Annotated in this window: 23 protein-coding genes and 1 pseudogene; 13 read left to right on the top strand and 11 right to left on the bottom strand. The window is 67.9% G+C overall.

Going from position 1 to position 24,885, the window contains the following annotated elements:
- Positions 1 to 4 precede the first annotated feature (4 nt).
- The 3 genes from ACGFNU_RS37205 to ACGFNU_RS37215 all read left to right on the top strand — a co-directional run bounded on the left by ACGFNU_RS37205 (position 5) and on the right by ACGFNU_RS37215 (position 1,754).
- A complete protein-coding gene (locus ACGFNU_RS37205) occupies positions 5 to 310 on the top strand; it encodes a hypothetical protein (RefSeq protein WP_392601275.1) in 306 nt (101 codons plus the stop codon).
- Positions 311 to 816: 506 nt separating this feature from the next.
- A complete protein-coding gene (locus ACGFNU_RS37210) occupies positions 817 to 1,167 on the top strand; it encodes a hypothetical protein (RefSeq protein WP_392601276.1) in 351 nt (116 codons plus the stop codon).
- Positions 1,167 to 1,754, top strand: a complete 588-nt coding sequence (locus ACGFNU_RS37215; RefSeq protein ID WP_392601277.1) for a hypothetical protein — start codon at positions 1,167 to 1,169, stop codon at positions 1,752 to 1,754. The genes ACGFNU_RS37210 and ACGFNU_RS37215 overlap by 1 nt, the downstream gene beginning before the upstream one ends.
- A gap of 47 nt (positions 1,755 to 1,801) precedes the next feature.
- Here ACGFNU_RS37215 and ACGFNU_RS37220 read toward each other — a convergent pair whose 3' ends face one another.
- The 7 genes from ACGFNU_RS37220 to ACGFNU_RS37250 all read right to left on the bottom strand — a co-directional run bounded on the left by ACGFNU_RS37220 (position 1,802) and on the right by ACGFNU_RS37250 (position 10,748).
- A complete protein-coding gene (locus tag ACGFNU_RS37220) occupies positions 1,802 to 2,674 on the bottom strand; it encodes a Tn3 family transposase (protein ID WP_392601672.1) in 873 nt (290 codons plus the stop codon).
- Between the two features lie 133 nt (positions 2,675 to 2,807).
- On the bottom strand, positions 2,808 to 3,638 hold the full coding sequence (locus ACGFNU_RS37225) for a TIGR02391 family protein (RefSeq protein WP_392601278.1): 831 nt from the start codon (positions 3,636 to 3,638) through the stop codon (positions 2,808 to 2,810).
- 2 nt (positions 3,639 to 3,640) lie between these two features.
- Complete coding sequence (locus ACGFNU_RS37230; RefSeq protein ID WP_392601279.1) at positions 3,641 to 4,576, bottom strand: hypothetical protein; 936 nt, start codon at positions 4,574 to 4,576, stop codon at positions 3,641 to 3,643.
- Positions 4,577 to 4,659: 83 nt separating this feature from the next.
- A complete protein-coding gene (locus ACGFNU_RS37235; protein WP_392601280.1) occupies positions 4,660 to 6,987 on the bottom strand; it encodes a hypothetical protein in 2,328 nt (775 codons plus the stop codon).
- A gap of 2 nt (positions 6,988 to 6,989) precedes the next feature.
- Positions 6,990 to 7,328: a helix-turn-helix domain-containing protein gene (locus tag ACGFNU_RS37240; RefSeq protein ID WP_392601281.1), complete on the bottom strand. Its 339-nt coding sequence runs from the start codon at positions 7,326 to 7,328 to the stop codon at positions 6,990 to 6,992.
- Entirely contained in the window at positions 7,325 to 8,521 is a 1,197-nt protein-coding gene (locus ACGFNU_RS37245; RefSeq protein WP_392601282.1) for a tyrosine-type recombinase/integrase, read from the bottom strand. Before ACGFNU_RS37245 ends, ACGFNU_RS37240 begins: the two co-directional genes overlap by 4 nt.
- Before the next feature lie 106 nt (positions 8,522 to 8,627).
- Positions 8,628 to 10,748 (bottom strand): DUF4158 domain-containing protein, encoded by a 2,121-nt coding sequence (locus tag ACGFNU_RS37250; RefSeq protein WP_392601283.1) that lies wholly within the window; start codon positions 10,746 to 10,748, stop codon positions 8,628 to 8,630.
- A gap of 675 nt (positions 10,749 to 11,423) precedes the next feature.
- Between ACGFNU_RS37250 and ACGFNU_RS37255 the strand changes: the two genes are divergently transcribed.
- The 3 genes and pseudogenes from ACGFNU_RS37255 to ACGFNU_RS37265 form a co-directional block, all read left to right on the top strand.
- Positions 11,424 to 11,678 carry a hypothetical protein gene (locus ACGFNU_RS37255; protein WP_392601284.1) on the top strand — a complete coding sequence of 85 codons (255 nt, stop codon included), beginning with the start codon at positions 11,424 to 11,426 and terminating at the stop codon, positions 11,676 to 11,678.
- Positions 11,679 to 11,733: 55 nt separating this feature from the next.
- Positions 11,734 to 12,147, top strand: coding sequence for a hypothetical protein (locus tag ACGFNU_RS37260; protein ID WP_392601285.1), 414 nt, complete (start codon positions 11,734 to 11,736; stop codon positions 12,145 to 12,147).
- A 161-nt stretch (positions 12,148 to 12,308) separates the two neighbouring features.
- Positions 12,309 to 12,506 (top strand): annotated as a pseudogene (locus ACGFNU_RS37265) (tyrosine-protein phosphatase); the annotation flags it as partial.
- 119 nt (positions 12,507 to 12,625) lie between these two features.
- Here ACGFNU_RS37265 and ACGFNU_RS37270 read toward each other — a convergent pair.
- On the bottom strand, positions 12,626 to 13,057 hold the full coding sequence (locus tag ACGFNU_RS37270) for a DUF4158 domain-containing protein (RefSeq protein WP_392601286.1): 432 nt from the start codon (positions 13,055 to 13,057) through the stop codon (positions 12,626 to 12,628).
- A gap of 94 nt (positions 13,058 to 13,151) precedes the next feature.
- On the opposite strand from ACGFNU_RS37270, the gene ACGFNU_RS37275 reads away from it, so the two are divergent.
- From ACGFNU_RS37275 to ACGFNU_RS37290, 4 genes are all read left to right on the top strand, one after another.
- The gene (locus tag ACGFNU_RS37275) at positions 13,152 to 13,292 is read left to right on the top strand and encodes a hypothetical protein (RefSeq protein WP_392601287.1); all 141 of its coding nucleotides are present in this window, start codon (positions 13,152 to 13,154) and stop codon (positions 13,290 to 13,292) included.
- Positions 13,293 to 13,810: 518 nt separating this feature from the next.
- Positions 13,811 to 15,199 (top strand): efflux RND transporter periplasmic adaptor subunit, encoded by a 1,389-nt coding sequence (locus ACGFNU_RS37280; protein ID WP_392601673.1) that lies wholly within the window; start codon positions 13,811 to 13,813, stop codon positions 15,197 to 15,199.
- Positions 15,200 to 15,272: 73 nt separating this feature from the next.
- Positions 15,273 to 15,995 carry an ABC transporter ATP-binding protein gene (locus ACGFNU_RS37285; protein WP_392601288.1) on the top strand — a complete coding sequence of 241 codons (723 nt, stop codon included), beginning with the start codon at positions 15,273 to 15,275 and terminating at the stop codon, positions 15,993 to 15,995.
- On the top strand, positions 15,992 to 17,188 hold the full coding sequence (locus ACGFNU_RS37290; RefSeq protein ID WP_392601289.1) for an ABC transporter permease: 1,197 nt from the start codon (positions 15,992 to 15,994) through the stop codon (positions 17,186 to 17,188). The genes ACGFNU_RS37285 and ACGFNU_RS37290 overlap by 4 nt, the downstream gene beginning before the upstream one ends.
- Before the next feature lie 184 nt (positions 17,189 to 17,372).
- Here ACGFNU_RS37290 and ACGFNU_RS37295 read toward each other — a convergent pair whose 3' ends face one another.
- Positions 17,373 to 17,741, bottom strand: a complete 369-nt coding sequence (locus ACGFNU_RS37295) for an NUDIX domain-containing protein (protein WP_392601290.1) — start codon at positions 17,739 to 17,741, stop codon at positions 17,373 to 17,375.
- A 178-nt stretch (positions 17,742 to 17,919) separates the two neighbouring features.
- On the opposite strand from ACGFNU_RS37295, the gene ACGFNU_RS37300 reads away from it, so the two are divergent.
- Both ACGFNU_RS37300 and ACGFNU_RS37305 read left to right on the top strand, forming a co-directional pair.
- On the top strand, positions 17,920 to 19,635 hold the full coding sequence (locus ACGFNU_RS37300) for an NAD-dependent malic enzyme (protein WP_392601291.1): 1,716 nt from the start codon (positions 17,920 to 17,922) through the stop codon (positions 19,633 to 19,635).
- Entirely contained in the window at positions 19,593 to 21,143 is a 1,551-nt protein-coding gene (locus ACGFNU_RS37305; protein ID WP_392601292.1) for a class II fumarate hydratase, read from the top strand. The genes ACGFNU_RS37300 and ACGFNU_RS37305 overlap by 43 nt, the downstream gene beginning before the upstream one ends.
- A 158-nt stretch (positions 21,144 to 21,301) precedes the next feature.
- Here the strand turns inward: ACGFNU_RS37305 and ACGFNU_RS37310 are convergent, their stop codons facing one another.
- Both ACGFNU_RS37310 and ACGFNU_RS37315 read right to left on the bottom strand, forming a co-directional pair.
- Positions 21,302 to 22,750 (bottom strand): MFS transporter, encoded by a 1,449-nt coding sequence (locus tag ACGFNU_RS37310; protein WP_392601293.1) that lies wholly within the window; start codon positions 22,748 to 22,750, stop codon positions 21,302 to 21,304.
- Positions 22,751 to 22,822: 72 nt separating this feature from the next.
- On the bottom strand, positions 22,823 to 23,269 hold the full coding sequence (locus ACGFNU_RS37315) for a lamin tail domain-containing protein (RefSeq protein WP_392601294.1): 447 nt from the start codon (positions 23,267 to 23,269) through the stop codon (positions 22,823 to 22,825).
- Between the two features lie 392 nt (positions 23,270 to 23,661).
- Between ACGFNU_RS37315 and ACGFNU_RS37320 the strand changes: the two genes are divergently transcribed.
- Complete coding sequence (locus ACGFNU_RS37320; RefSeq protein WP_392601295.1) at positions 23,662 to 24,804, top strand: pentapeptide repeat-containing protein; 1,143 nt, start codon at positions 23,662 to 23,664, stop codon at positions 24,802 to 24,804.
- Positions 24,805 to 24,885 lie beyond the last annotated feature (81 nt).

Below are 24,885 nucleotides of genomic sequence, written 5' to 3' on the forward strand. Positions count from 1 at the left end.
CACAGTGGTTGAGAAGACGCACCCGGCCCTGGATGACGTTGTCGACGACCTGGCAGACGATGACCTGGACGGCGACGACCTGGACGACGATGAGGGCGGCGGGGTCGTCATCATCGAGGAGCGTGATGGGCCGCCGCGCCGCCGGTGGGTGCGCTACGTCATGCCGGTGATGGTGGAGGTTGACCCCGACAGCGACCAGATCACCCGGGTGGTGACGCTGCCCGAGGAGACCCGCGACGACGGGGGCGACTTCCTGGTCTATGACGAGAAGTTCGTCCGGCGCCGCATGGACTACGACCCCGTTGACTAGCCCGAGCTGCACGCCTGGAACGTCGCCGAACCGCGGTGGAACTCCCGGTTCCGGGTCGGCGGCCCCGACAACTGGCCCGACACCGGCCAGTGGGAGGAAGGTTCGACCTGACCGAGGCCGACGACGCCTACGCCGAGATCAACCCCTACGACGCCCCTAAGTAATCAAGGTTCGGAGGGCGGCGGCCGTTCCCATGGGGTGACCGTGCCGTCTGTGTTGAGTTGCAGTCGGCGGACGTTCTCGTACGCCACCGACGGCGCCAGCGGCTTGACGTTCCCCGCTCTGATCTCGACCAGCATCCGCTCGGGGGGCCGCTCGCCCGCGAGGTGGCTGGCCGGGTTAATCCGCCCAGCTCAGATCACCGCAAGGGGGTCTAGCGGAGTCACGTACGGCCGGGCCCCCGGATTTCCGCAGGCGAGTGGCCAGGCGCGAAAAAGAGTGGGCCTGGCGATCAGCGCGCTGCCACCATGACCGCATGAGCAACGAGGCTCCTCCTTTTCTGCCCGGTGGACGCCTTCCTGCCCATCGAGGACGTGGTCGACGAGACTCCGGTCTTCTACTTCGCTTGGGCTGGCGGTTTCCTCACCTCAGACACCGCGATCATCGTCCTGCTGGGAAGGACCAAGGACGATCCGGAGTGGTCTCGCAGCTACCGCGTCGATGTGCGGTCCGGCCAGGTCGAGGGGCAGTTCGACGGCGGCAACGAGCATCCCTATGACCTCCAGCCCCTCGGGGATGGCACCTGGCTCACCACGGATCCAGGTGGCCACCCGATCCGCTGGTCGAACCGTGAACAGCGTCATCTTCCAGAAGGAGCGACAGCCGCTCCGGCCGGCCAGTCGTCGGGAGGCTGGTGATGGCGCTGCCCGGTTCCCGCACCAGGTCGACCGACGTGTGGCTCCTGCCCTCAGATGAAGATCTCCTGGACGTCCAGGTCGCTCGCACGCTTCCCGGAGCCGGGTGGATGTGCAGCCATCCCGGCCCGGTCGGGCTCCATCAGGTGCATCTCCACCGCTCGCTATCGCAGGCGATGGAATGCGGTGGGCGGCAGGCATTCATCCCGCTGCCGGCGTGTGCGGCTCTGCCTGACACCGTCCAACTGGCCGAGGGGATCGAACCTCGCTCGGCGGAACCGCAGCAGGCGATCGTCCAGTTGCTGCGGTCCGACCTCTACGAGGACGAACTCGGCGAGCATTTCCGGCCCGGACGGCTCGCCGTCCGCTGGTTCGAGGACGAAGTCGGCCCGGACATGCATGATCTCCTGACCGACCAAACCCGCCTGATCTGGCAGGCCCTGCGCGCAGCGACCAAACCCGCCGCGGTCGTCCACGACTCCGGCCGCCGCACCCGCGGCATGCGCATCGGTCCAGCAGCCCGCGAAATGGTCATCGACCAAGACCTTCCGCTGACAAGGGGCGGCTGGATCCGTCATCGGCTCGGCTGAGTTGGACGCCATAGGGGTTCGGGACCAGCTCCGCCTTTCCGAGGTCGTCAGCCCGAAGCTGCGGGCTGGGCGTCGATGGTGCTGAGGGTGAGGCGCTTGTGGAGGTTGAGCTGGATCTCGCCGTACGGGGTCATGTTGGTGTGGAATACAGGGGTCAGGCCGCGCCGGTCGGCGTCGGTGAGGGCGTCCTGCCATTCGGAGAGGGCGAGGGTGTCCTGGATCATGAGGGTGTTGATGTAGCCGAGGCAGCTCTGGAGGATGTGCAGGCACAGCATGCCGAGCTCTTGTTCCTCCTTGCGGTTGGAGGCGAGCTCGCCGCGTTTGCCGAAGCGGATGTAGTCGTTGACGCCGTTGTAGTTCTCGACCACGTTCAGCCCGCACTCGGTCTCCCGCTGCAGGTCGCGATCACGCAGGTAGCCGGCGAGAAAAATCGACCTCTGGGCGCGGCCGACCTCGAGCATGGCGGCGTAGGCCGGGTGGGTGGTCTCGCTGGTGAACCGGCGCAGCAGCGCTTCGGTGGTGGCGGTGCGTAGCCGGATTGCGGTGGCGTATTTCATCATCAGGTCGTAGTTGTTGGCGATGATGTCCCATCTGATCGGCCGGGTGAGGGCCGGGCCGAGGAGCGGGTAGGAGAAGTTGTCGCCGCGTCCGGGCACGTACAGCTTCATCCGGTTGATCAGTTTGAACCGGGCGACCAGGTCGAAGTCCAGGAGCCGGGTGATGCCGAAGCCGATGATGCTGGCGCCGTGAGAGTCCACGAAGTTCTGCTGGATCTCCATGTCGGTGCCGTGCCGCATAGCGCCCTCGACCATCGCGTGGACCTCGGAGGCGGAACAGCTGATCAGCTGGCTGTGCACGGCCATCGCGCCGGACGTCTCGACCGTCCAGTAAATCAGGACGCCCCGTTTGGAAGCGCGCAGGTTCGTCGATTCCTGACCATAGGTCGGACGGAACCCGCACCTGAAGGTGGCCGTGAGCGGCGTGCTCGGGCGGGTTCATGAGTTGGGGCTAGCCGGTGCTGGGTGCGACCTCTGCTTGCCGGAGGTACTGGTGTCAAGGGCTGAGGGTGACCGTGGCGTTGTCCAGTCGGCGGTGCATGAACGACAGCGTGGAGAAGAGATCTAGGGCGTCTGGCTCCGAGATGGCCCATCCAGCAGTGGCGCGAGGAGTGTGCGCCGGAGGGTTGCGGAAGGTGCCGAAGACTCCCTTGAGCAGGTTGGCGAATCCCTTGTGTTCGCTGATCTCAGTCTCGGTAGCGAAGCTGTTGATCCGGATTACCGGTGGGGGGTTCCGAGTGCTGAAGCAGTGGTCGACGAGGTCGGCGCCGTCGAGAGTGGAATGGGCCATTTGGCGTATGCGTTCGGCCAGGCCCTTGGTTGCTTCGAAGACGGCATGGAAGAGCGATTTGCGGAGAACCTCTTCTTCGCAGTACTTCATGATCTCCGTGTGAACGCCTCGGCGTTTGAGCTCGGTTTGCAGCCGACCGGCGAGCCTCGCCAGGTCGTCCAGGGTCCTCGCGGCCTTGGCTCTGGCGAGGAGCCCTTCGTCGTTGACACGTAGGCCCATCAGGGCAAGGGCCTCGCTGAGGCCATCACGGAGAGCCTCGAAGCGAGACGGATCTTGTAGGTAGCGTCCGGGAGCCATGGCTTCGGTGATGAACCGGATGATGCAGTTGCCGGCTTGGTTGGCCTGCTGCTTGGTGATCAGCGCGGCCACGAGCCGGTCCCGCTTGTTGGCCGTGGGGCTCACATCGGGGATCCCGAGCATCGTGAGCAGCTCGCCGATCTCCTTGCCGGTCAGTCCCGGCCATTCGGTGCTGGCCAGGACCTTGCAGACAGCTTCAACGCTGGCAGGAGGCCACATGGGGTGCAGGGTCGTGGCCATCGCTATCCAGCCCCCATCCGGCCGGTCTGGCGGAGGACAAAGGCGATGAGGCTGGCGAGGCGGATGAACACGTAGTCGAAGGCGGCGTCACTGGGAAGATCGTGTTTGTCGTGCTCGTGATGCCGGATCGTGAAGTTGTTGCCGATACCGGTGAGCGTTTTGAACTCTGCGTCGAGCTCGGTGCGGAACGGCTCAGGTGCGGTGGCGTCGAGCAGTTTTGCCGCGGAGTCCTTCTTCTGTCCGCCGAGTTCAAGGGTCTTGAGGCGCTCGAACGCGTCCCAGAGCTTCTCGAGGGCGTCCTGGCGGTCGGCGGGCGCGCGGGAGAGGAACCGAGTCATCGCGTCATTGAGCTTGGCGTCAAGCTGAGGGTCTCCGGTGGCAGGCTTGAAGTCGGAGATCAGGGGACGCGCCTCCGGGGGGCCCAGGCGGTGGACGCGCATGTCCTCGTTCAGGGTGAACGTGATCCCGTTCCGAGCGAAGATCAAGTTGATGTCATCCCGGAGCCCGGCCTGACCGGGGGTGAGCTCATCACCCAGCCAATCGTCGGCGCGGTGATCTCCGAAGTAGAGATGTTCATGGCGGAAGTAGCTGTGTGAGCTTCGCCTGCTGGGCCGGTCGATGTGGAGCGCGACGAAGTCGATGATGTCAAGCACAGTGGTGGTGTCCGGCGGCTGCCGCTCAAGCAACACGTCGTGACTGATCCTGGGGATGTGCCCTGCGAGTGAGTCGAGGAACATCTCCTCGTCAGTGCCGGTGATGGCGCCGCCCTCGTCCGGACAGTGCTGTTCGGGAAACGCTCGCGCAAGTGACCCGTTGCTGAGGTGACGCCGGATGAGCGCGACGAGACCGCGCCATGCGTCTCCTGAGACCTCTTCGATCGTCCGCGGGATGGCCTTGCCAGCGCGGTCGGAGTAGAAGGTGCTGTCGGTGTCGGACACAGGTTCAGCCTGGCAGCAGGCAAGACCGAGCAACAACAAGGTTTCGTGTTAGCCGTCCTGCCAATCAGCTTCAAACAGTCGAGCTATCGAGGCAGTATGGATCGCCGTTCGGGGTGGGCGGTGTAGACGTACTTCATCGCGGTGGCGGCGGAGATACCGAACACGCGCATGAGGTGGACGGGGTCGGCGGTGTGGCGAGCCTCGTCGAGGATGCGGTCCTGGCGGAGCTTGGACGGGCTGATGCCGAGCGGTCGGAAGATCTCGTTCATGACCATGAGGGAGGCCGGGGCGTCTGTAACGGCGGTCTGCTGGCTGACCAGCAGATAGCGGTTGGTGCAGCGGGGCCAACGGCGACGGCGTTCGCCCAGCCAGGCGATGGCGAGGGTATGGGTGAGTTCGTCGAGGTAGACGGTGTGACGGGCGAGCTCACGGCGGACGAGAAGCGTCCCGTCTTGAAGGTCGAGGTCGTCCAGGAGGAGTTTGGGGGTTTCATTGCGGCCGAGGCCGTGGATGGCGACCAGGGCGACAACGAGCTTGGCCATCGGCCCCTCAGCCCGGTCGATGAGTCCGCGAAGCCGGTCGGTGGGAATTGGGACGGGCAGGCGAACGACGGCGGTCATGGTGATGCCGCGGGTGGGGTCGCGGAAGATGAGCCGTTCCTGCTTGAGCGCCTGGAACAGGCTGCGCAGCGCGCTGGCCAGGTCCAGGCCGGGTTGCCCGGGGCGTTGCTTGAGAACGGCGTCGACGTCGTCACGGGTAATCTCGCGCAGGCTGGTGACCTGCCCGGCCCAGAGGCCGAGGACGGGGATCAGGTAGCCGAGGTACTTGCGGATCGTCTCGAACGGCATGGCGCGGTGCTCGCGGCGGCCTTCCCCGCGCAGGACCCGGACCCAGGCGCGGAGCTCGTCGGCGATGCCGGCGGGGAGTTCGGCGAGCCGCTGCCCGATGGCGCGCTGGTGGATGTCGATCTGGCGGTCGGGGTCGGGAATGACCAGAGCATGCTGGTGCAGGAAGCCGAGGATGTGCCGGGCGCTGGTGCCGGGCCGGTCGGCGGGCAGCGACCAGATGTCGGCCTCGTGGACGGGGGCGTCCGCGCCCAGCCAGGCCAGCACGATCCGCAGGCTCCGAGCGGCGATCCGGTCGACCTGCTCGTCCAAGCCACGCTCGGCGGCGTGTCGCCGGAACTCCTCAAGCAGGGCCTGGGCGTTCGGGGTGAGCGACGGCAACTGGTCCAGGGTGCCCTTGGCGAAGCAGCTCCAGTCCCGGCGGGAGTCGAACAGTGCGCCCTGGCCGGGGTCGATGAGATGCGGTGAGATCGGTGGGGGCAGCGGTCGGCGGGCCGCGGCTCGGGCTCGCTTTTTCTGGTGCGGGGCGACGTAGTCGAGGGTGCCAGTCCGCGTCGCCAGGCGCGGGGCGAGGTCTCCGCCCAGCCAGAGCTGGGTCCACGATTCGGCCCGCGCCTCGGGGCCGTGCTCGTTGATGTGCAGGCAGCAGGCTCGGCAAAGCCCGTCGAGCAGGGGAACCTGTGAGCGGCTGCAGCGGCCGCAGTCGCCGACGTGGTGCAAATGCGGCAGGTGCTTCCACGGGGTGCAGCCCGTGCAGGTGGCGCGGAATCCCCAACAATCGCAGTACCGGCAGCTGCGGTGCGGCTTGTGCAGAACGACGGGACGGGGGCGACGCCGCGGCCGCAGGAACCCTGCGCTGGTCAGGCCCGCGTGGCGCAGCACGTCGGCGACCGCGTTGCGGGAGTGAGGAAGCTCGTCGAGGGTCTCCTCCGGGATCACCTCGTCTCCGTCGGCTTCGCGGATGGCCAGGGCCAGCCGGAGCATGAGGCAGGTTCTCCGCCACCATGCCTTGCTCAGTCCGCGCTCGGCGGCCAGGGCGATCGCGGTGTCCTTGAGGCGCTCGTAGTCGGCCAGGTCGCGGTGCTTGATGCGGCGGGCGTAGGTCTCGGTAAGGTGTCGGCGCGGCCGGAACAACAGGAGCTGGCCGCGGATCGCGGCCGCGCAGACGTATGGGTCGTCGACAGGTTCGGCGGTGGCGATGCGCAGCTGGTCCAGGAGCGATCGGGGACGGGTGCGGTCGGGTGCTTGGCCGCGGACCGGCCGGTCGAGTGGCTGGGATCTGGGGAGCCGGTCTCCCGGCAGGATCAGCATGAGTTGCGCAGGTCGACCGCCGCACGGGTTGGCGACCCATTCGGGGTCGTCGAGGCGGATGGTCAGCAGACACAACCGGCAGAGCCCGTCGGTGTTGACGTGGCTGCCGTGCCCGCAGCGTCGGCAGGACACCTGCTCGGGGTGCAGCTGCCGCCAAGAGGAGCATGCGCCGCAGTCGGCGAACTGCGGTTTCTCACCCCAGCCGAAGCAGACCCGGCACTGGCCGATCGGCCATGACCTATGGGGTTGCGCCATGGTCAGTTCGGCGGCAGCGAACGGCGTGACCCGCCCCGCCGCGGCGTCGGCCGGGCCGGCCCGGCGGGCTGATCACCGGCGCCAACCGCCCGCTTGGTCTGCTCCTGGCCGCTCTCGGCGGTGGCGAGCGGTTCGGCCTCCAGCAGGTCGGCGATGGTGCAGCCGAGAGCGGCACACATCTTGTCCAGGTCGTCCAGCCGCACCGAGATCGGTTTGCCGCTCCAGAGCGCGGCGACCTTGCTGAGCGAGGGGGTGAATCCGACCTCCTCGAAGGCCTTCAGCAGATCGCTGGGCCGCCAGATGTCGCGCTTGGCCGCGGCCCAGCGTAGGTTCCATTTCACCGCAGGTTCCCCTTGTCCATCGTCAGCCGTTGCACCGCCCGCCCGGCGGCCTCCAGGCTGGCCTTCTCCGGATCGGCATGGGCGGTGGCCAGGTACGAAACCGTGGTCGTTGGACGATCATGACCGAGCATTTTCTGTACCTCCCATAGCGACATCCCGCGCTCGTAGTTGTGCGTGGCCGCAGCATGGCGGAGCAGGTGAGGGTGCAGGTGCTGAACCGGACCGGTCAGGAACCGGTGCCCGGCGTCCTTCAAGGCGCGCCGGAAGGTCGACGGCGTGACCGCGATCCCCGGCACTGCCACGTTCAACGCCGCCACCGCCTGCGGGATCCGTTCGGACGGGAACAGCGGCGCGTTCGGGTCGTCGGGGTCATCGCAGAAGCCGCCGCGGCACTCCTCGACCCACCACCACAGCAGATCGCGGCCATCGGCGAACATGTAGGCCTCACGCGGTCTGGGCCCGGACCCGCGCGCGCCCTTGCCGTTCACCAGGAACCGGCCCCACTGCCCCGACTCCCAGTGCAGATCACCCATCGTGACACCGCACAGTTCAGCGGCCCGGACGGCAGAGATGTAGGTGAGCTTGCCCATCACATAGTCGCGGCGGGCGATCAGCGGCTTGCGCGCCGAATCCAGCGACTCGCGCCACCGGGCGAAGAACTCCCGGGTCGCCCGCTGCGACGGCGGGATCCGCAGCCCGAAGTCGCCGCGGTGCTGTGGCCGGTTGAACGGATCGATCGGCGACTCGACGGCCACCCCGTAGCGGCGAGCGATCTCGCCGGCGTACCGCTGCTCCAGGAAGGCGAAGTAGCTGTCGATGATGTTCGTCTTCTGCCGGACGGTCGAGCGGCCGCGCTTGCCGACCCCGGCGAAGTATTTGTCGAGGTGGCGGGGGGTCAACCGCCAGGGTGCCAGCCCGTAGTGCTCGCAGATCTCCAGGACCGGCTTGGTCAGCCGCTCCAGCGTGGTCGCCGCCAGCCCGGCCGCGTCGCGAGCCCACTGGTACTCGGCCAGGGTGTCCAGGAAGAAGCTCTGCTCGTCGGCGTCATCGAGCTCGGCGTCCTTGCGGCGTTGCAGCGTGACGACATCGGCCAGGCCCGGCTCCAGCAGCAGGCCGTCCGCAGGAAGCTCGCCGGGGTCGACGGAGGTCGCTGCCTGTACGACCGACAGCAGACGACTCCTAGAATCACTCACGGACCGTGAGATTACACGAGTTACTCCAGGAATCCTGGTTACGGTGGCAGAATCCCGTTGGGTTGAGACCAACAGCCGAAGCAGGCAATGACCTGCTGAGATGCGGCTACGCAGCCAGCGCGAGGCTCAGGGAACCCGTGCGTACTCCAGTTGCCCGTCGGTAGCGGGAGTGCCATTCGGTGAAGATGTTCTGGTCGTAGGCGGAGAAGTGGGTGGAGTCCGAGGCGACCGCGGTCGTCCCTTCGCCCCACAGGGTGGTGTGCCGGGCGGCGAAGGTGGCGTTGGCGATGATGCGTGCCACCTCGCGGCAGCCCTCGACGGTCAGGAACCTGCGCCGCACGTACCTGAGGCCGTCCTCGCTGCGCACACCGACCGGGTTGAGGACGGACAGGCAGCTGGTGCGCAGAGCGGTCTCGGCGAACATGTCCATCAGCGGGACCACGCCCCATCGGGAGCGGATCGCGGCCTTGAGCCGGCGCAGGTTGACCGGCTCGGGCGCCGCGCCCAGCGAGGATAGCTGGATCGCGCCGGTCTTGCGGTCGGAGATCTTCAACCAGGGCAGGCCGCGCCCGCCCAGCGCGTCGTTGAGCTGCGACAGTTCGAAGTCGAGCTCATCGCGTAGTCCGTCGATGAACACGCTCGGGTCGAGGGGCTTGCGGAGCTTGGCGTAGTTCTCGGCGCGCCGGGCCTCGTAGTCGGCGGGTAGGTCGTCGTCGGGATTGCGCCACCGGTCCGCCCCGACCACCCAGATCTCCTTGCAGCGCAACTTGTCGCGCAGGCTCTGGAACACCCCGCACTCATACACCGTCCGCAAGATCCGCTGACGGCGCTGGCTGTCGGCCCGGTACATCAGCTCCACCAGCTCCGTCGGCATCACGCCGTCGACCGGCACATGCTCACCGAGCGCGTAGCACTTGATCCGGTTCGACTGCTCAGCCTTGTAGCGTTTGATCAGCGCCAGCGCGGCCATCATCGGCGCGTGCACCGTGTTCGTGGACCCGAACTCCAGCACCTCGATGATCTGGATCAGGCCGGTCCGGTAGTGGTTGGTATAGGAGGCCTTGAAAACCCGCTGCTTGTGCTGCCGATACGAAGTCCCTTTGGCCTTGAACTCGTGCAGCAGCGACACCAGCGTCTTGTAGCCGCCCGGCACCGCCGGATAGATCACGTCCTCCACTCGGGACTCTGGTGCCTCCAACGCGGCCTCGGCCATCTTGAACAGAATGTTCTCCTTGCCCGACACCCGCTTCAGCTCCGCCACGAAATCGCTGGTCACCTTCGTGTCCGCGCGGGCGTTGATCCGGTGCACCGTCGCGATCAGCAGGTCGACAAGCGTGTCGGTGATCTCGCGGCCGCGGCACGACAGGTACGCGGCCAGCAGCGTCACCTTGATGTCATGCGGATGCCGACGCAACTGACTGGGCGCCTCGGCCGCCACCCGCACCCGCCAGGAGACGAGATTCCTCGGCGCGACATCGCCGAACAGGCCATCGGGCAGACCGACCTGACGCACCGCCTTGAGCTTGGCCACCTCCTTCTCGATCGTCTTCACGCTCACGTTCCCCGGCTCTTCCCGGATCCGCGCGAACACATCCGTCCCCGACACCTCAGCCGCGTCGAACAACGCACCCTCTTCCCCGTCCTCGGCGTCCTCCTCCGCGCCGGGATCGGACGTCCGCGCGATCAGAGCCAGCATCCGGGCGACCGCCTCTGGCGGGACCCGGCTGGCGATCAGCGCGGTCTGTGCCTTCTCGGCCTGGCTGATCGCCGATCCGATGATCCGTTTCATGCGGTCCCGGGTGGGCTGCTCGATCTTCTCCTCCCGCAGGTGCGCCAGGAGCTCCTCGCGCACCCGGTCTTCCTGCCACTCCTTGTCGCACACGTTCGCCGCAAGCCAGTCCGCGGCCTTGTCGGCGTCCGCGACCGAGCACTCCCGGAACCCAAAGAACTCGCGGATGTCCTTGCGGTGACCCTTGATCGTCCGGCCGTCCCACTCATACAGCGCCAGATCCTCCGCCGGGACCTTCACCAACCGCGCCACGTAACCAACCGCCTGGTCCGGCAGCTCATAGCGCCTCTTGGGGAAGCGGCCGTTCAGCGCGTAGAAGCGCAGCAGCAACGCGAACGCCAGCTTGGTCGGCCCGCGGCGATTCGACAGCAGCGCCAGCTCTTCCCCGACCAACGTCCAGTTCCCGACGAGCTCGTCCTCGTCCAGCACACGTGCCACGATGCACCCGGCTCTCTCGCAAGCCGCAGGCACCAGCTCGCGAACCGCAGCAAACCGACGAATCCGGATCAATACTGGCCGCACAAGATCGAGCCCACCTGTCGATCCAGGAAAACGAGCGCAGATCCGCCGCTGACCTGGGCAAGCGTCAACGCGTGTACTTCATGACAGCTTCGTTACCGACACCCCGGGACCTTTCTCCCCGGCGCCCGTGCGTCAGCCGTCCACGACACCGGCCGTCCCGAGACCCGATGGCGGACGCGGTGCAGCGGGAGGAGTCGCAGATGTTGAGGCGATCTGGGCCCGGCGGCGGCGCCACTGAGCGAGATGCTCGCTCAACCGCCGCCGATGCAGCAGGTCGGCAGGAGATCCGGCGTTGCTGCCGGGACGCAGGTGTTCTGGGCACCCGGAGCCGTCTCCGGGTGGGTGCTGGTCGGCCCAGACGAATCCGCATGCGCAGCGCGCCCGGCCGTAGTCTGGGTCGGTGGGGGTGTGGATGGGACGGCCGCTCGGTGTGCGGCCGTAGCGAGGGATCTGGGCGCGGATGGCAGCCGGCCATGTGCGCGCCGTACCGCCCAGGACCGTGTCGCCTGGTGCCATTCTGGGCCGGCGCACCGTCAGGGGAAAGCAGGCCCGGCGATGGACCGCTATAAGCAAATCCGGTACATTGGTTATATGGCTAGTACGAGAACGATCGCGGTGAGCGTCCCCAACGAGGTCGCGGATCTCCTCGACAGGCAGGCGAACAAGTCCGCGTTCGTCACCGCCGCGCTGCAGGAGAAGATCCAGCGCGACGCCGACAACGCCATCATGGACCGGCTGTGGGGCGAGGGCTGGCGCGACAACATCCCGGCCGACGCCATGGCCGAGGTCGAGCGCCGCCACATCGCGCACTTCGGACAGGACGACAACGCACGACGGGCCTCGTGATCGCCCCGTGCCTGTTGATTACCTGACCGGCTATGTCCTTGGATACTCCGGCGTCATGGCGATGGGCGCCGACAAACCCTCTCCGCTTGCCGCCGCGCTGCGCGCATGGGTCGGGCAGCGCAGCTCGGCGATGCTGATCCCGGCGCTGGCCGCGCAGCTGGTCCCGCTGGAGTTCACCGAGTTCCTCGACCAAGGCCTGGTACAAATCGCCGACCTCACCGCGACCAGCGCCCGCGAGGCGGCACCGGTGATGCGCGCCTTGGCGATGACCGGCGACAGGCCATCCGGTACCGACTGGACCGGGGATCTGAACGCCGAACTCGACGCACGCCTGGACGAGACACTGGAGGCCACCGTTGGCGGCCACGCGGTGCTGCTCGCCCGCGAAAGAAACTGGCCGCTCGTCACCAGCAAGCCCTGGATCTACGAGCCTTACGTCGGCGAAATCAACCTCTGGGATCTGCAGTGAATCCGGTGATCGGAGAATAGATCTCCGGCGGAAAGTCTCAGCGCCAGCTATTGTTTATGATGCTAATTTACTAGTATGCACCTGTGGCTCATCCAGACGCCGAGGGAGCGCCTGTAGGCGGCATTGTTGCTGCGCAGAGTTGTGCATTGCGTGTACCGGATGTGCGCAACTTCCGCGACGCTGGCATCGCCTCGATGAAGAGCGGTCTCCTCTTCCGGTCGGGGTCCCTCAACCGCCTCGTAGAGGCGGGGGCCGAGCGTGTGCGTGAACTGGGCATCCGCACAGTGATCGATCTGCGCGGCGGCGCGGAGGTGGCCGTGTGGCCTGGACAAAAGCACGGCTTGGACGTGGAGTGGATCTCACTTCCCGCGCTGCCTGATCGTCTTGGCCTAGAACGGGCTGGGCTGAAGGACTTTTCGGGGTTCGAGGGCAAGGACTGGCCGGTTGATCCTGCGCAGTTGTACCCGTTCATGGCCATCTACAGTGGGCCTTCGGTACTAGCTTCAAGAACCCCGATACCGTGGTGTACCGGGCGTAACTGGCCAGCTCCGCCAACCTGCGGGGCGGCACCAGCGCCTCCACCCCGAGCTCGGCCGTGCCCAGCCCCATCACCTCGGCGACCTGGTCCAGCGCCTTGATCATTGTCGGCGATCCCGAGCCGCTCGGCAACGAAATCCAGCACCACCCCGGGGACATCCAGTGGATCCTCCAGGAACGTCCCCACCCAACGCACCGTCACGAGCTGGAGGCTGAAGCCGAGCCTCATGTGCTCACCGCGATGCCGATCGACCAGTACCCGATCCTCATCATCGAGGAAGAACACCCGCTCCAGATCCGTCCGCGACGGCGGGCCCGTGTACCGGCCGTACGCCATCGCCTCTTCGTCGGTCAGGAAGTCCACCATCGGCATACGCCGCAAAGTAGGACCGACCAACCGGTAACCCACTCACAGCAACCGAACCGGCACTTGGCCGAGTGGTTGTCGCTGAAGCCCCGTCTACCAGATGCTCGACGAACGCGGCCCCGACGGCCGGTCCGTCTGGAACGTCACCGGCATCGCCCGGCACTTCACGGTGTCACGCCCGACCATCTACAAACTCATCGAGGACCGAGCCGAACTGGCCGCCCGCCTCACCGGCCGATAGCCGTACCCGGCGGCCACCTCGGAGAAGAGCAGCGCGGGGCACTCCCGGCCAACGGAGCCTCCCCAAAGCCGCTTCGGCATGTCGTTGCTTTTCGCTGAAAACTACGGCTGGGCCCGTATGCCAAGGGCTTGACCACCGGCGAGAGTGCGTCGTGAGGCGCTGGTTGGTCGTGAGGGGTGAAAGGCATTCTCCTTCGGGTCGTCGCAGCGGCCCGTTGAAGCTGAGGGCAGCCTGATCCGGGAGGTGCCGGGGAGGGCGGCAAGCGGCCCCTGACAAAGCCGGGGGCCTGGCCAGGACTGCCAGATGGTGCGGGCCCGGCGAGCGAATCGAAGGTGCACGCAAGGAACCGACGTGTTACGTCCCAAGCTGTGATCAGAAGGCACGAGAGCATCCGTGGGTCATCGGGGTCACGGCAAACCGCAGTGGCCGCTGCGAAACACGGGCCAATTGGTTACAGGATGTAACCGAGTAGGGCATCGGGTTAATGGGAGGACGGAACCTACGATGTCGGCGTGGCGATGCGGCGACGAAGGTTCCCCTGCAACTTCTACCTGGTCGCGCTCGGTGTTCTGCTTTCCGCGGCGGTGGCTGGTGCCTGCACGGGTAGGGGCGACGGCAAGAAGGTACAGCTGGGTAGCGTTGGGCGCTCGGATGTCGTGGAGGTCGTCGAAGCGCCTGCCTCGGTCCTACCGCGGGCGTCGGCGACGCAGCGTGCTTCGGCAGAAGGCACGATCAGGCGGGTGTTCGTCGACGACGGCGATCGCGTGCGCAAGGGTGAGGTGCTGGTCAAGATCGATTCACCCATGGCCCTGGAGCAGCTTGATCAAGCTCGGGAGGCCGATCGCATTGCCTCAAGTGGCGCGTCGGCGGGTGTCAGGGCGGTCGGGTTCCGAGGCCATGATGGTGGCAGTGTTCGCCGGGGGTTTGACGCGGCGCGGCAGGTGACCCGGCGAATTGCCGATCCTGGGCGGCGTGCCCGTGTGTTGGCAGAGATCAGCCGGGCCGAAGGCGACTACAGGGCTGCGGAGGCCGGCGCCCGTACCGCTGTGGCGCAGGTGACTGTGGGATTGGCAGGCATCACTCGGGCGATGTCGTCGATGGGTGCGGCGCAGCGGGTTCAGACGGGGGCAGCTGTGCGTGCGGCTGAGCGCACGGTGTCGGACTTGACCCTGCGGGCTCCGTTCTCGGGTGTCGTAACCCTGGGCGGGCTGGCCGCCGGAGGTGCGGGTGGGCTGGGCGAACTGGCTGACCGGCTTCCTCAGCAGCTCCGAGGCCAGGTGACAACCGACCAGGGCGCCCCATCTCTGGCCGGGGCGGGCGGATCAGGCCAGTTGGGCGGCGCACCGCGGGTGGGGGCTTTGGTGACCGCAGGGAGCTCGGTAGGCCGGGGGGATGCGATGGTCACGGTGGTCGATGTGTCTGAGTTGGCGTTGTCGGCCGATGTGGACGAGACCGACGTGCTGAAGGTGCGGCCGGGGGTGCCTGCCGACGTGGAGCTGGATGCGGTTCCGGGCGGCAGGTATGCCGCCGAGGTGACCGGGGTCAGAGTGACTCCGAACACCTCCGGCGGCGGAGGAGTCAACTACCGGGTCACCTTGAAGCTGCGGCACGGCACCACCGTTGACGGTGTGGCGGCGCCTTGGCCCAAGCCAGGAATGAGTGCGGTGGTGAAGCTGCGCGTGCGGCAGGTGCTGGGCGCGGTGTCGGTGCCATCAGCGGCGGTGGTCACCAGCGGGCAGGTCCCGACAGTGTGGGTGGTCTCCGGTGGCCGGGCGCAGCGCCGGGTGGTCAAGCTGGGCGCTCGTGGGGAGGCGGCGGTACAGGTGCTCTCCGGTGTCCGGGAAGGCGAGCGCATCGTCCTCGGCGGTGCCGATTCCGTCCGGCAAGGCGAGGAGATCTCAGGATGACGGGACGAACGGCGGGAGGGGCCGGCACGCCATATCAGCGTGACGCCGGACGGGTTCAGCGCCGGCGGGCGGCGTGACCGCCGCGGCGCTGGAGGCTGTCGAGATCACCCGGACCTACGAGATGGACGGCATCGCCGTGCAGGCTCTGCGCGGGGTGAGCCTGACGCTCGGTGAGGGGGAGTTCGTAGCGATCCTAGGTCCCTCTGGATCGGGCAAGTCCACGCTGATGCACCTGCTGGGCTGCCTGGACCGACCCTGCAGCGGGATGCTCCGTGTGGGCGGCCGCGATGTGGCCCGCCTCACTGACACGGCACTGGCCGAGCTGCGTAATTCGCGGGTGGGTTTTGTGTTCCAGTCCTTCCACCTGCTGGCGCGCACCAGCGCGCTCGACAACGTGGCGCTTCCCTTGGTCTACCGCGGGGTGGCGCGCGGGCAGCGCCGTCGCCGGGCCGCCGAGGCCTTGGCGATGGTGGGGTTGTCGCACCGGCTGGAGCATCGGCCCAGCCAGCTGTCGGGTGGTGAGCAGCAACGGGTGGCGATCGCGCGGGCACTGGTCGGCACGCCCCGTGTGGTGCTGGCCGACGAGCCGACCGGCAACCTCGATACCCGCACCAGCGAGGACATCATGGATCTGCTGACCCGGCTCAACCATGAGCGGGGCGTCGCCATCGTGCTGGTCACCCACGAACGCCACGTTGCCCAACGGGCCGCGCGGCAGGTCCACATCCGCGACGGCCTGATCGAACACGACACCGCACGTCCCGAACGCGACTCCGCAGCCGGGTGGTTGGAATGAGGTTCGGTGAGTTGTTGTGCATGGCGCTGGAGACATTGCGGGCCAACCGAATGCGCAGCGCCCTGACGATGCTCGGCGTCATCATCGGGGTGACCGCCGTCGTGCTGCTGGTGGCGGTCAGCAGCGGCGGCCGCGACCTGGTGCGGCGCGAGATCGAGGGCATGGGATCCAACGTCATCGTCGTCGGACCCGGACACGTCTCCCTCGGCTCCTTGCCCGCGACACCGACCATCAGCCGCATGCAGCTCGAAGACGTCGACTACCTCGGCCGGGTGGTGGGAGACCAGCGAAGCATCGTGGGCGGGCTCAACTCCCGAGAGACGATACGTGCGGGCCACACACAGATCTTCGCCACGGTCCAGGGATTCAACGACAACGTCCAGAACGTCTTTGACCGGCCGCTGCGCAACGGCCGCTATCTGGTTCGCAGCGACCTGCTGGCGCGGCGCCGGGTCGTGGTCCTCGGCTCGCTCGCCGCCCGCAGGCTCTTCGGCCACCGCGACCCCGTCGGCCAGAATGCCACGATCGCCGGCGGCGGCCGATTCCGCGTCGTGGGCGTCTACGAACCGGTCGGTGACAGCTTCACCGAAAACCGTGACACCGCCGTGCACATCCCCGTAACTACCGCGCAGCGGCTGTTCGGAGTCCGCCGGATCAACTATCTGGCGTTGCGCGCCCCTTCCGCCGCCGACGTACCTCGCCTGCAGCGCGAGTCGGTAGACGCACTGCAGCGCAAGTATCCTGGCGAACAGTTCACGGCGGTCACCCAGACCCAGCTACTCGGAACCATCGAAACCATGTTGGGCGCCCTCACCGGCGTGCTGGCCGCCACCACTGCCATCTCCCTGGTGGTCGCCGGCGTCGGGGTCTCCAACATCCTGCTCGTCAGCGTGCGGGAACGAACCCGCGAGATCGGACTGCGCAAGGCACTGGGCGCCCGGCAACGCGACATCCTGGCCCAGTTCCTTCTCGAGGCCGTCCTGCTCACCACCATCGGCGGCCTCATCGGCATCGCCATCGGCATCAGCCAAGCCCTTGCCATCTCCGCCGTCTCCCCCATCCCCGCCGCCATCACCTGGTGGTCACCGGTCCTGGCATTCGTGGTATCGGTCAGTGTTGGCGTCTTCTTCGGGGTCGTCCCCGCCCGCCACGCCGCCCGCCTGCCCCCTGTCACCGCACTGCACGCCGAGTAGCCGAGCCAGCCCATTGCCCAGAATGACTGATGAGCAGCCCGAACAAGCCCTCTCCGCCGAACGCAGGTCGTGCAGACGGGATGCTCGCCGCCCAGGCCTGGAATCGTTCTGGGGAACGATGCACCTCGAACTCCTCGACACCAAGCAATGGCAAATCAGTAGGTGGCTTCACCCAGCTTCCGGACTATCCTGAACTGGGTGAACCCCGTGCCTCGCGAAGGGCGGCGTCCTCCGGAGTCTCCTCCGGTTGGATGCTTCCGGCAGGGACTTGGATTCCGACCTCCTCGTAGCTGTGGTCGGTGTGCCGGAAGACCCAGCAACCGGCCGTCACGAACGACGTAGCACAGCACTTGTTCTTGATGACTTTGTCCGTCATCAGTTCCTTCCCTGGATCAACCTGTAGTGACAGAACCAGCCAGGCTCGGTCGTCTTCGCCGTGATCCTCGGTGGCGCGGGCGGTCAGCAGCAACGCCGCCGACGGCTCGGCGCACCAGTCGCATTCGAACGTCGGGGTGAGGGTGTCCGCCCACGCATACAGGTCGCCGTAGTACATCCCGTGCCACCATGGCCGAACTCATCCCCGACTAGCTAGGCCGCCGCCAGAGCGTCTCCCCTGGTGATCGCCTCAAGATATGGCGAAGGCTTGGGCCGCGCTTGGCGTGTCCGATGGTTCCGTGGGCAAGGATCACGAACGTGTGCGCTCGTTGGGGTTGTGAAGGCTGGAGGCGGAAATGCGACGCGGCGGACGACCGACGGGAACCACCCAGAACTTCGAGGAGGCGGACGGCGGCTACGTCACCTCCGCACGCGGGCAGCAGGTCCTGCGCGAGCCGCTGCTGAACAAGGGGACGGCCTTCACCCCCGAGGAACGCGACGAACTCGGGTTGCACGGCCTGCTTCCGCCGACGGTCGAGACGATCGACCAACAGGCCCGCCGGGCGTACGCGCAGTATCAGGCGCAGGCGACCGATCTGCTGAAGAACGTCTACCTGGAGGCCCTGCGCGACCGCAACGAGGTTCTCTACTACCGCCTGCTGTCCGATCACCTGGAGGAGATGCTGCCGATCGTCTACGACCCCACGGTCGCGCAGGCCATCGAGACCTACAGTGACGAATACCGTCGGCCGCGCGGTGTGTACCTGTCGATCGACGACGTCGACGGCATCGAGCGGGCCTTCGCGAACCTCGGCCTCCACTCCGATGAGGTGGATCTGGTGGTGGCGTCCGACGCCGAGGAGATCCTGGGCATCGGCGACTGGGGGGTGGGCGGCGCCACCGGGATCGCGGCCGGCAAGCTCGCGGTCTACACCGCCGCGGCCGGGATCGACCCCGCGCGTGTCATTCCAGTGGCGCTGGACGTCGGGACCGACAACGAGGCGCTGCTGAACGACCCGGGGTACGTCGGCAACCGGCACGCGCGGGTACGCGGGCAGCGCTACGACGACTTCATCGACGCGTACGTCACCACGGTCACCCGGATGTTCCCCGGCGCGATGCTGCACTGGGAGGACTTCGGGCCGTCCAACGGCCGGCGGATCCTGGAGAAGTACACCGGCCGGATCCCCACCTTCAACGACGACATGCAGGGCACCGGCGCGATCGTGCTGGCCGCGATGCTCGGGGCGGTACGGGTATCCGGCACGCCGATGCGGGACCAGCGGATCGTCGTGTTCGGCGCCGGCACCGCGGGCATCGGGATCGCCGACCAACTGCGCGCCGCGATGGTCCGGGACGGGCTGGACCGCGACACGGCCACCCGCCGGATCTGGCCGATCGACAAGCAGGGCCTGCTGGTCGACGACATGGACGACCTGCGGGACTTCCAGGCTCCGTACGCGCGCCCGGCCTCCGAGGTCGCCGACTGGAAGAAGGATCTGCTCGGGGTTGTCCAGCGGGTCAAGCCGACCATGCTGCTCGGCACCTCGACCGTACACGGCGCCTTCACCGAACAGGTCGTACGCACGATGGCCGACGCCGTCGACCGGCCCGTCATCTTCCCGATCTCCAACCCGACCGAGCGGATCGAGGCGATGCCCGGCGATCTGCTCCACTGGACCGACGGCCGGGCGCTGATCGCCACCGGCGTCCCGGTCGACCCGATCACGCACGGGCGCGTCACCTACTCCATCGCCCAGGCCAACAACGCCCTGCTCTACCCGGGCCTGGGGCTGGGCACGATCGTCTCCCGCGCGCGGCGGGTCAGCGACGGCATGCTGCAGGCCGCCGCCGAGGCCGTCGCCGGCATGGTCGACGCGGCCGATCCCGGCGCGTCACTGCTTCCCCAGGTCGAGAATCTGCGGGTGGTCTCCGCGACCGTCGCGGTCGCGGTCGCCGAACAGGCGGCGCGGGAGAACCTGGCCGACGCCGACCTCAAGGAGCCGGTGCAGGCCGTTCAGGACGCGATGTGGCAACCGGAGTACAAGCCGGTCAGCAGGCGGCGGTCATGACCGGCGGCGACCCGGACGCCGGCACCGCACCGCGGGTCAAGGACCTGCCCATCGGTCTCACCGCCACCGGCACCCGCACCGAGACCGACTCGATCGGCGAGATCGAGGTGCCCGCGGACCATTACTGGGGCGCGCAGACGCAGCGTTCGCTGATCCACTTCGACATCGGCGACGACCGCATGCCCAAGGAGATCTACCACGCCTACGGCCGCATCAAGAAGGCCGCGGCGATCGTCAACGCCGCGGCCGGCCGGCTCCCTCGGTGGAAGGCCGACCTGATCGCCCGCGTCGCCGACGAGGTGATCAACGGTGAACTCGACGCGGAGTTCCCGCTGTACGTCTGGCAGACCGGCTCGGGCACCCAGTCCAACATGAACGTCAACGAGGTCATCTCCAACCGGGCGATCCAGTTGCTGGACGGGCGGCTCGGCGGCAAGGACCCGGTGCACCCGAACGACCACGTGAACATGTGCCAGTCCTCCAACGACACGTTCGTCACCGCGATGCACATCGCCGCCGTCGAGCTGATCGAGACCAGACTGCTGCCCGCCCTCGACCGGCTGCGGCACGCGGCGGAGACCAAGAGCCGCGAGTGGGAACACGTCGTGAAGATCGGCCGTACCCACCTGGAGGACGCCACCCCGCTCACGGTCGGCCAGCAGTGGTCCGGCTACGTCGCCCAGCTCACCGACGCCGCCGACCACCTGCGCCATGTCACCCGCGGGCTGTACCGGCTGGCGATCGGCGGGACCGCCGTCGGCACCGGGCTCAACGCCCCGCCCGGCTTCGGTGACGAGGTCACCGCGAAGATCGCGGACCTGACCGGCCGGCCCTTCAGCAGCGCGCCCAACAAGTTCGCCGCCCAGGCGTCCTGCGACGCGCTCGTGCGCGTGTCCGCGGCGATCCGCGCCCTCGTCGCGCCGCTGTTCAAGTTCGCCAACGACCTGCGCTGGCTGGCGTCCGGCCCACGAACCGGTCTCGGAGAGCTCACCCTCCCCTCGAACGAGCCGGGCTCATCGATCATGCCCGGCAAGGTCAACCCGACCCAGGCCGAGGCGATGCTGATGGTCGCCATCCAGGTGATCGGCAACGACACCGCCGTCTCCATCGCCGGCGGCGAGGGCAACTTCGAGCTCAACGCCTTCCGCCCCGTGATCATTAACAACGTCCTGCACTCGACGCGGATCCTGTCGGACATGATCGAGCACTTCCGCCTCTACCTCGTCGAAGGCGCCGAGCTCAATGCCGAAAAGCTCAGCGACAACCTCGAACGCTCGGTCATGATGGTCACCGCCCTCAGCCCGGTCATCGGCTACGACAAGGCCGCCCGCATCGCCCACCGCGCCCTCGACGAGGACTTGACCGTCAAGGACGCCGCGCTGAGATCCGGGGTCAGCCGCGACCTGTACGAACGCGTCGTCGTCCCCGAGAATCTCACCCGGCCGGGAGTCGCCGACGCCGACGGACCGACGGCATCGAGCGGCCACACGCGGCACGACCACACGTGAGCAGCGCCCGGGTGCACGGTCACCCGATCACCCGGCGGAAGCGCTCGCCGAGGCCAGTTAGCTGGCCCTGGAGCAGTTGGTCGGCGTGCCTCTCACCCAAGATCCGCCCTTCGGCAGCGACCAAGGGCGACGGGGCCGCCGCCCTTCCGGCGAGCCGGTCATCGGCTCGACCGGTCCTGACTCGGCACGCTGGCCGTGGCCGCGGTGGGGTTGATCTCGGGCGGGCGTTGGCGGGCGAGAGCGGTGGCGGTCAGGGCGGTGACCGCCATCGCGGCGATGCCGACCAGCGCTGCGGTGGTGTAGGCGTGGTCGTTCGGGAAGAGATGACCGCTGTCGGTGCCAGTGGTCAGGACCAGGCCGCCTATCGCGCTGCCCAGGGAGTACCCGACGCTCCGGACGACGTAGTTGAAGCTCATCGCGCTCGACGTCTCGCTCTTGGGCGTGACGGCCAGGATGACGCCGGGCATGGCCGCTGAGAAGCTGCCGACCCCAAAGCCCAGCACACCCATCGCGACGAGCAGTTCGGCCAGGTTCGACCGGGCCACGGCGAAGAGGACGAACCCGCCGCCGACGATGACGGCGCTGCCGGCCAGGAGCACGGGTGCGTCGATCAGCGTCCGAACCCGGGGCGTGAGTTTGCCGGCGACGAACCCCAGTACCGAGAATGGGACGAGGACCAGCCCGGCGACGAAGGTGGTCAGCCCGAAGCCGTAGCCGGCGCTGTGCGGCGTCTGCGCGTACCGCGTGATGAGCGTGAGCAGGAGGTACATGCCGCTCCCGCCGACGAACATGGCGATGTTCGCTCCGGCGACCGCCGGGTGCCGTACCGCCCGGACATCGACCAGGGGCGCCTTGCTGCGCAGCTCGGAGGCGGTCCAGACGCACAGCAGGAGCACGGCGACGACGGCGAGGATCACCGCCACGGCGAGGTGACGGCTCCACAGGCTCCGCTGGCCGGTCGGGAACAGGACGAGGAACAGTCCACCCGCGAGGACGAGCGCGCCCGCCACGGTCACGTGAGCGGAGCGGCCTTCGGGAGCCGCGGGTATGGAACGCCACGCGATCACGAAGGCGACAGCGGTGACGAGCAGACCGAAGCCGTAGGCGGCCCGTACGCCGCCGATCTCGGCGAGCAGTGCGGTGAGCGGGTAGCCGACGCCGGCCCCGATGATCGACACCACCGAGATCAGGGCGATCGTCGCCGTGCTGCGCTCCTCGGGAAGATGGTCCCGGGCCACGCCCATCATCAGCGCCGTCAGACCGACCCCGACGCCTTGGGCCGCCCTGCCGATGAGCAGCCCCGCGAACGGCAGCGGCAGCACGGTCAGCGCACTGCCGACGACGACGACCGCCAGCGTGACGAGGATCGTGGCCCGCCGGTGCGGACCGGCTCCGAGCCGGCCGAGGACGGGCGTGGCGACGGCGCCGCTCAGCAGTGCGACGGTCAGCGTCCACTGCGCGCTGCCGAGCAAGACGTGGAACGAGGTCGCCACACTGGTGATCAGCGGTGTTCCGAGGCTGGCGACCGCCGCCACGACCAGGGCGATGAACATCAGGGCGGGGACCAGCAGCCGCGCCTCGGACCGCTCCACGGCGCGCCCCGTCACCGCTTCGGCCCTTCGCGGTCCCGGCTCTCGAGCTCTGCCGCCCGGCCCGGGGCGGGTACGGCGTGGAGCGGGTCAGCAGTACTTGCTGTCGCCCGTGGATCCCCACGAGCAGGAGTCGGCGGTGGTGCCGCCGGGGTAGCGCAGGGTGGCGGTGTCGCCGGTGTTGTTCCACACATAGGCGCGGCGGCCCCAGTACCGGTGCGTGGCGGTGTTGTGGCCGCGGCCAGTGTGGATCTTCACCGTGGCGCGGCCCTTCAGGGTGAAGGAGCCGAAGGTGTAGGTGTAGCCGGTCTTGTCGTGCAGCCGGTAGCCCTTGAGCTGCCGCGCGGTCCGCGTCTTGTTGATCAGTTGCACCCACTCGCCGTTCAGCGAGGCGTTGGAGCGGGTGTCCTTGCCCGGCGAGTCGTAGTAGACGCGGTAGATCTGGATCGCTGATGCCGCCTGGGCGGGCGCTGCGGCCAGTCCTACTCCCGCGGCCGTTATCACTGCGGCCGCCCCCGTCGCGAGAACCTTCTTCAACCCCGTGTCCCTCCTGTTGAATGAACCCCCAGGTCCATCAGCCACCGAGCGGTTACAGAATGTGATGGCCGGGAGTGGACCTGCGGTGAACCCGCAGGTCGCGCCCGGCGTCCGCGAGGCCGCCTTGAACGATCCGCATGAGCTCCTGGGGTCGTTGCGATCCTCCGCACGGGGCCGCTCCACAACTGCGCGTGTCGAGTCCCCCCGCCAAGGCCACCCAACCCCCCGAGGTCAGCGCGGATCGTCCAGGCCCCCATCCATCAGTCCGCCTCGGTCGCCGTGCTGCCACAACCGACTGTCGTCAACGCGTGATGGAAGGTGTCCTGACCTGGACGCGGGCTTTGCTGCGGGAACGACGGGGTGGTCGGGTGGCTGGTCTCTACGGTGAGCAGATGACCGGGGATCAGATGCAGCCGGTGCCGAGCGGGCGGCGGGTCGCGGTGGCGTGGCGGTTGGGATTGGTGGTCGTGGCCGCGGGGGCGGTGCTGCTGGCGGCAGGGGTGGTGTGGGTGCTGGGGCCGGGGGCGGCGTGGTGGCTGGAGCACGTCGACAAGGTGCCGGTGGACGGCAAGGACGGCCTCAAGGGCAAGGAGCGGGCCGAGGCGCTGGACACCATCCGCGGCCGCGCGATGGCGGTCGGCACCGGATTGCTGGCCGCAGTGGCGATCTACTACACCGCCAACAACGCCGTCTCGGCCCGCCGGTCCGCGCAGGCCGCCCAGGACACCGCCGAAGCGGCCCGGCGCAGCGCCGAGATCACCGAACGCGGCCAGCAACGCAGCCACGAGCTGACCGAACAGGGCCTGGTGACCGGCCGCTACACCACCGCGATCGAGCAACTCGGTTCCGGCAGCCTGGACATCCGGCTGGGCGGCATCTACGCCCTGGAACGCATCGCCGCCGACTCCACCCGCGACCACCCCACCGTGATGGACGTGCTGACCACGTTCGTGCGCGAGCACCTACGAGATACCGACGCCCGCAGCGAAGAATCCACCACCCATCCACCAAGCACAGCCAGGCGAGTCCTGCGGCCTGACTTGCACGCGGCCTTGACTGTCCTCGGCCGGCGCAATCTTGATCACGACACCCGTCCACCTGATCTGACACGCCTGGGCCTCACTGGCTTGGACCTGCACCGCCTGCCCCTCCGCAAGATCAACCTCATGCACACAGACCTGAGCGAAAGCGATCTGTATGGCGCAGATCTAGACGGCGCGAACCTGTATTGCGCCAACCTGAGCAGAGCCCACCTGGCCAGCGCAGATCTATCCCGCGCAAATCTAAATGGCGCAAACGTGAGCGGTGCCTACCTGGGCAGCACGGACCTGTCCAACGCGAACCTGACCGACGCGAACTTGTCCAGCGCGAACCTGACCGACGCAGACCTGACCGACGCGGACCTGAGCCGCGCAGACCTGAGGGAGGTACAGGGCCAGTCGGCTGCAGAGATCCGGGCGCAGGCGCGGTCGGTGGAGGCAGCCGTGTTCGATCCACCCGATGGCACAGCCCAGCCCCGGGGGTCCCAGGCCTGACCGCCGGTGGTCGGGCGGTCGGCCCCATGCAGTTGAGATCGACATCGGGCATTCCCCCTTGATTGTGGACACCTCGTGGCC

It is taken from the genome of Spirillospora sp. NPDC048911, from assembly GCF_043198015.1.
Lineage (GTDB): Bacteria > Actinomycetota > Actinomycetes > Streptosporangiales > Streptosporangiaceae > Spirillospora.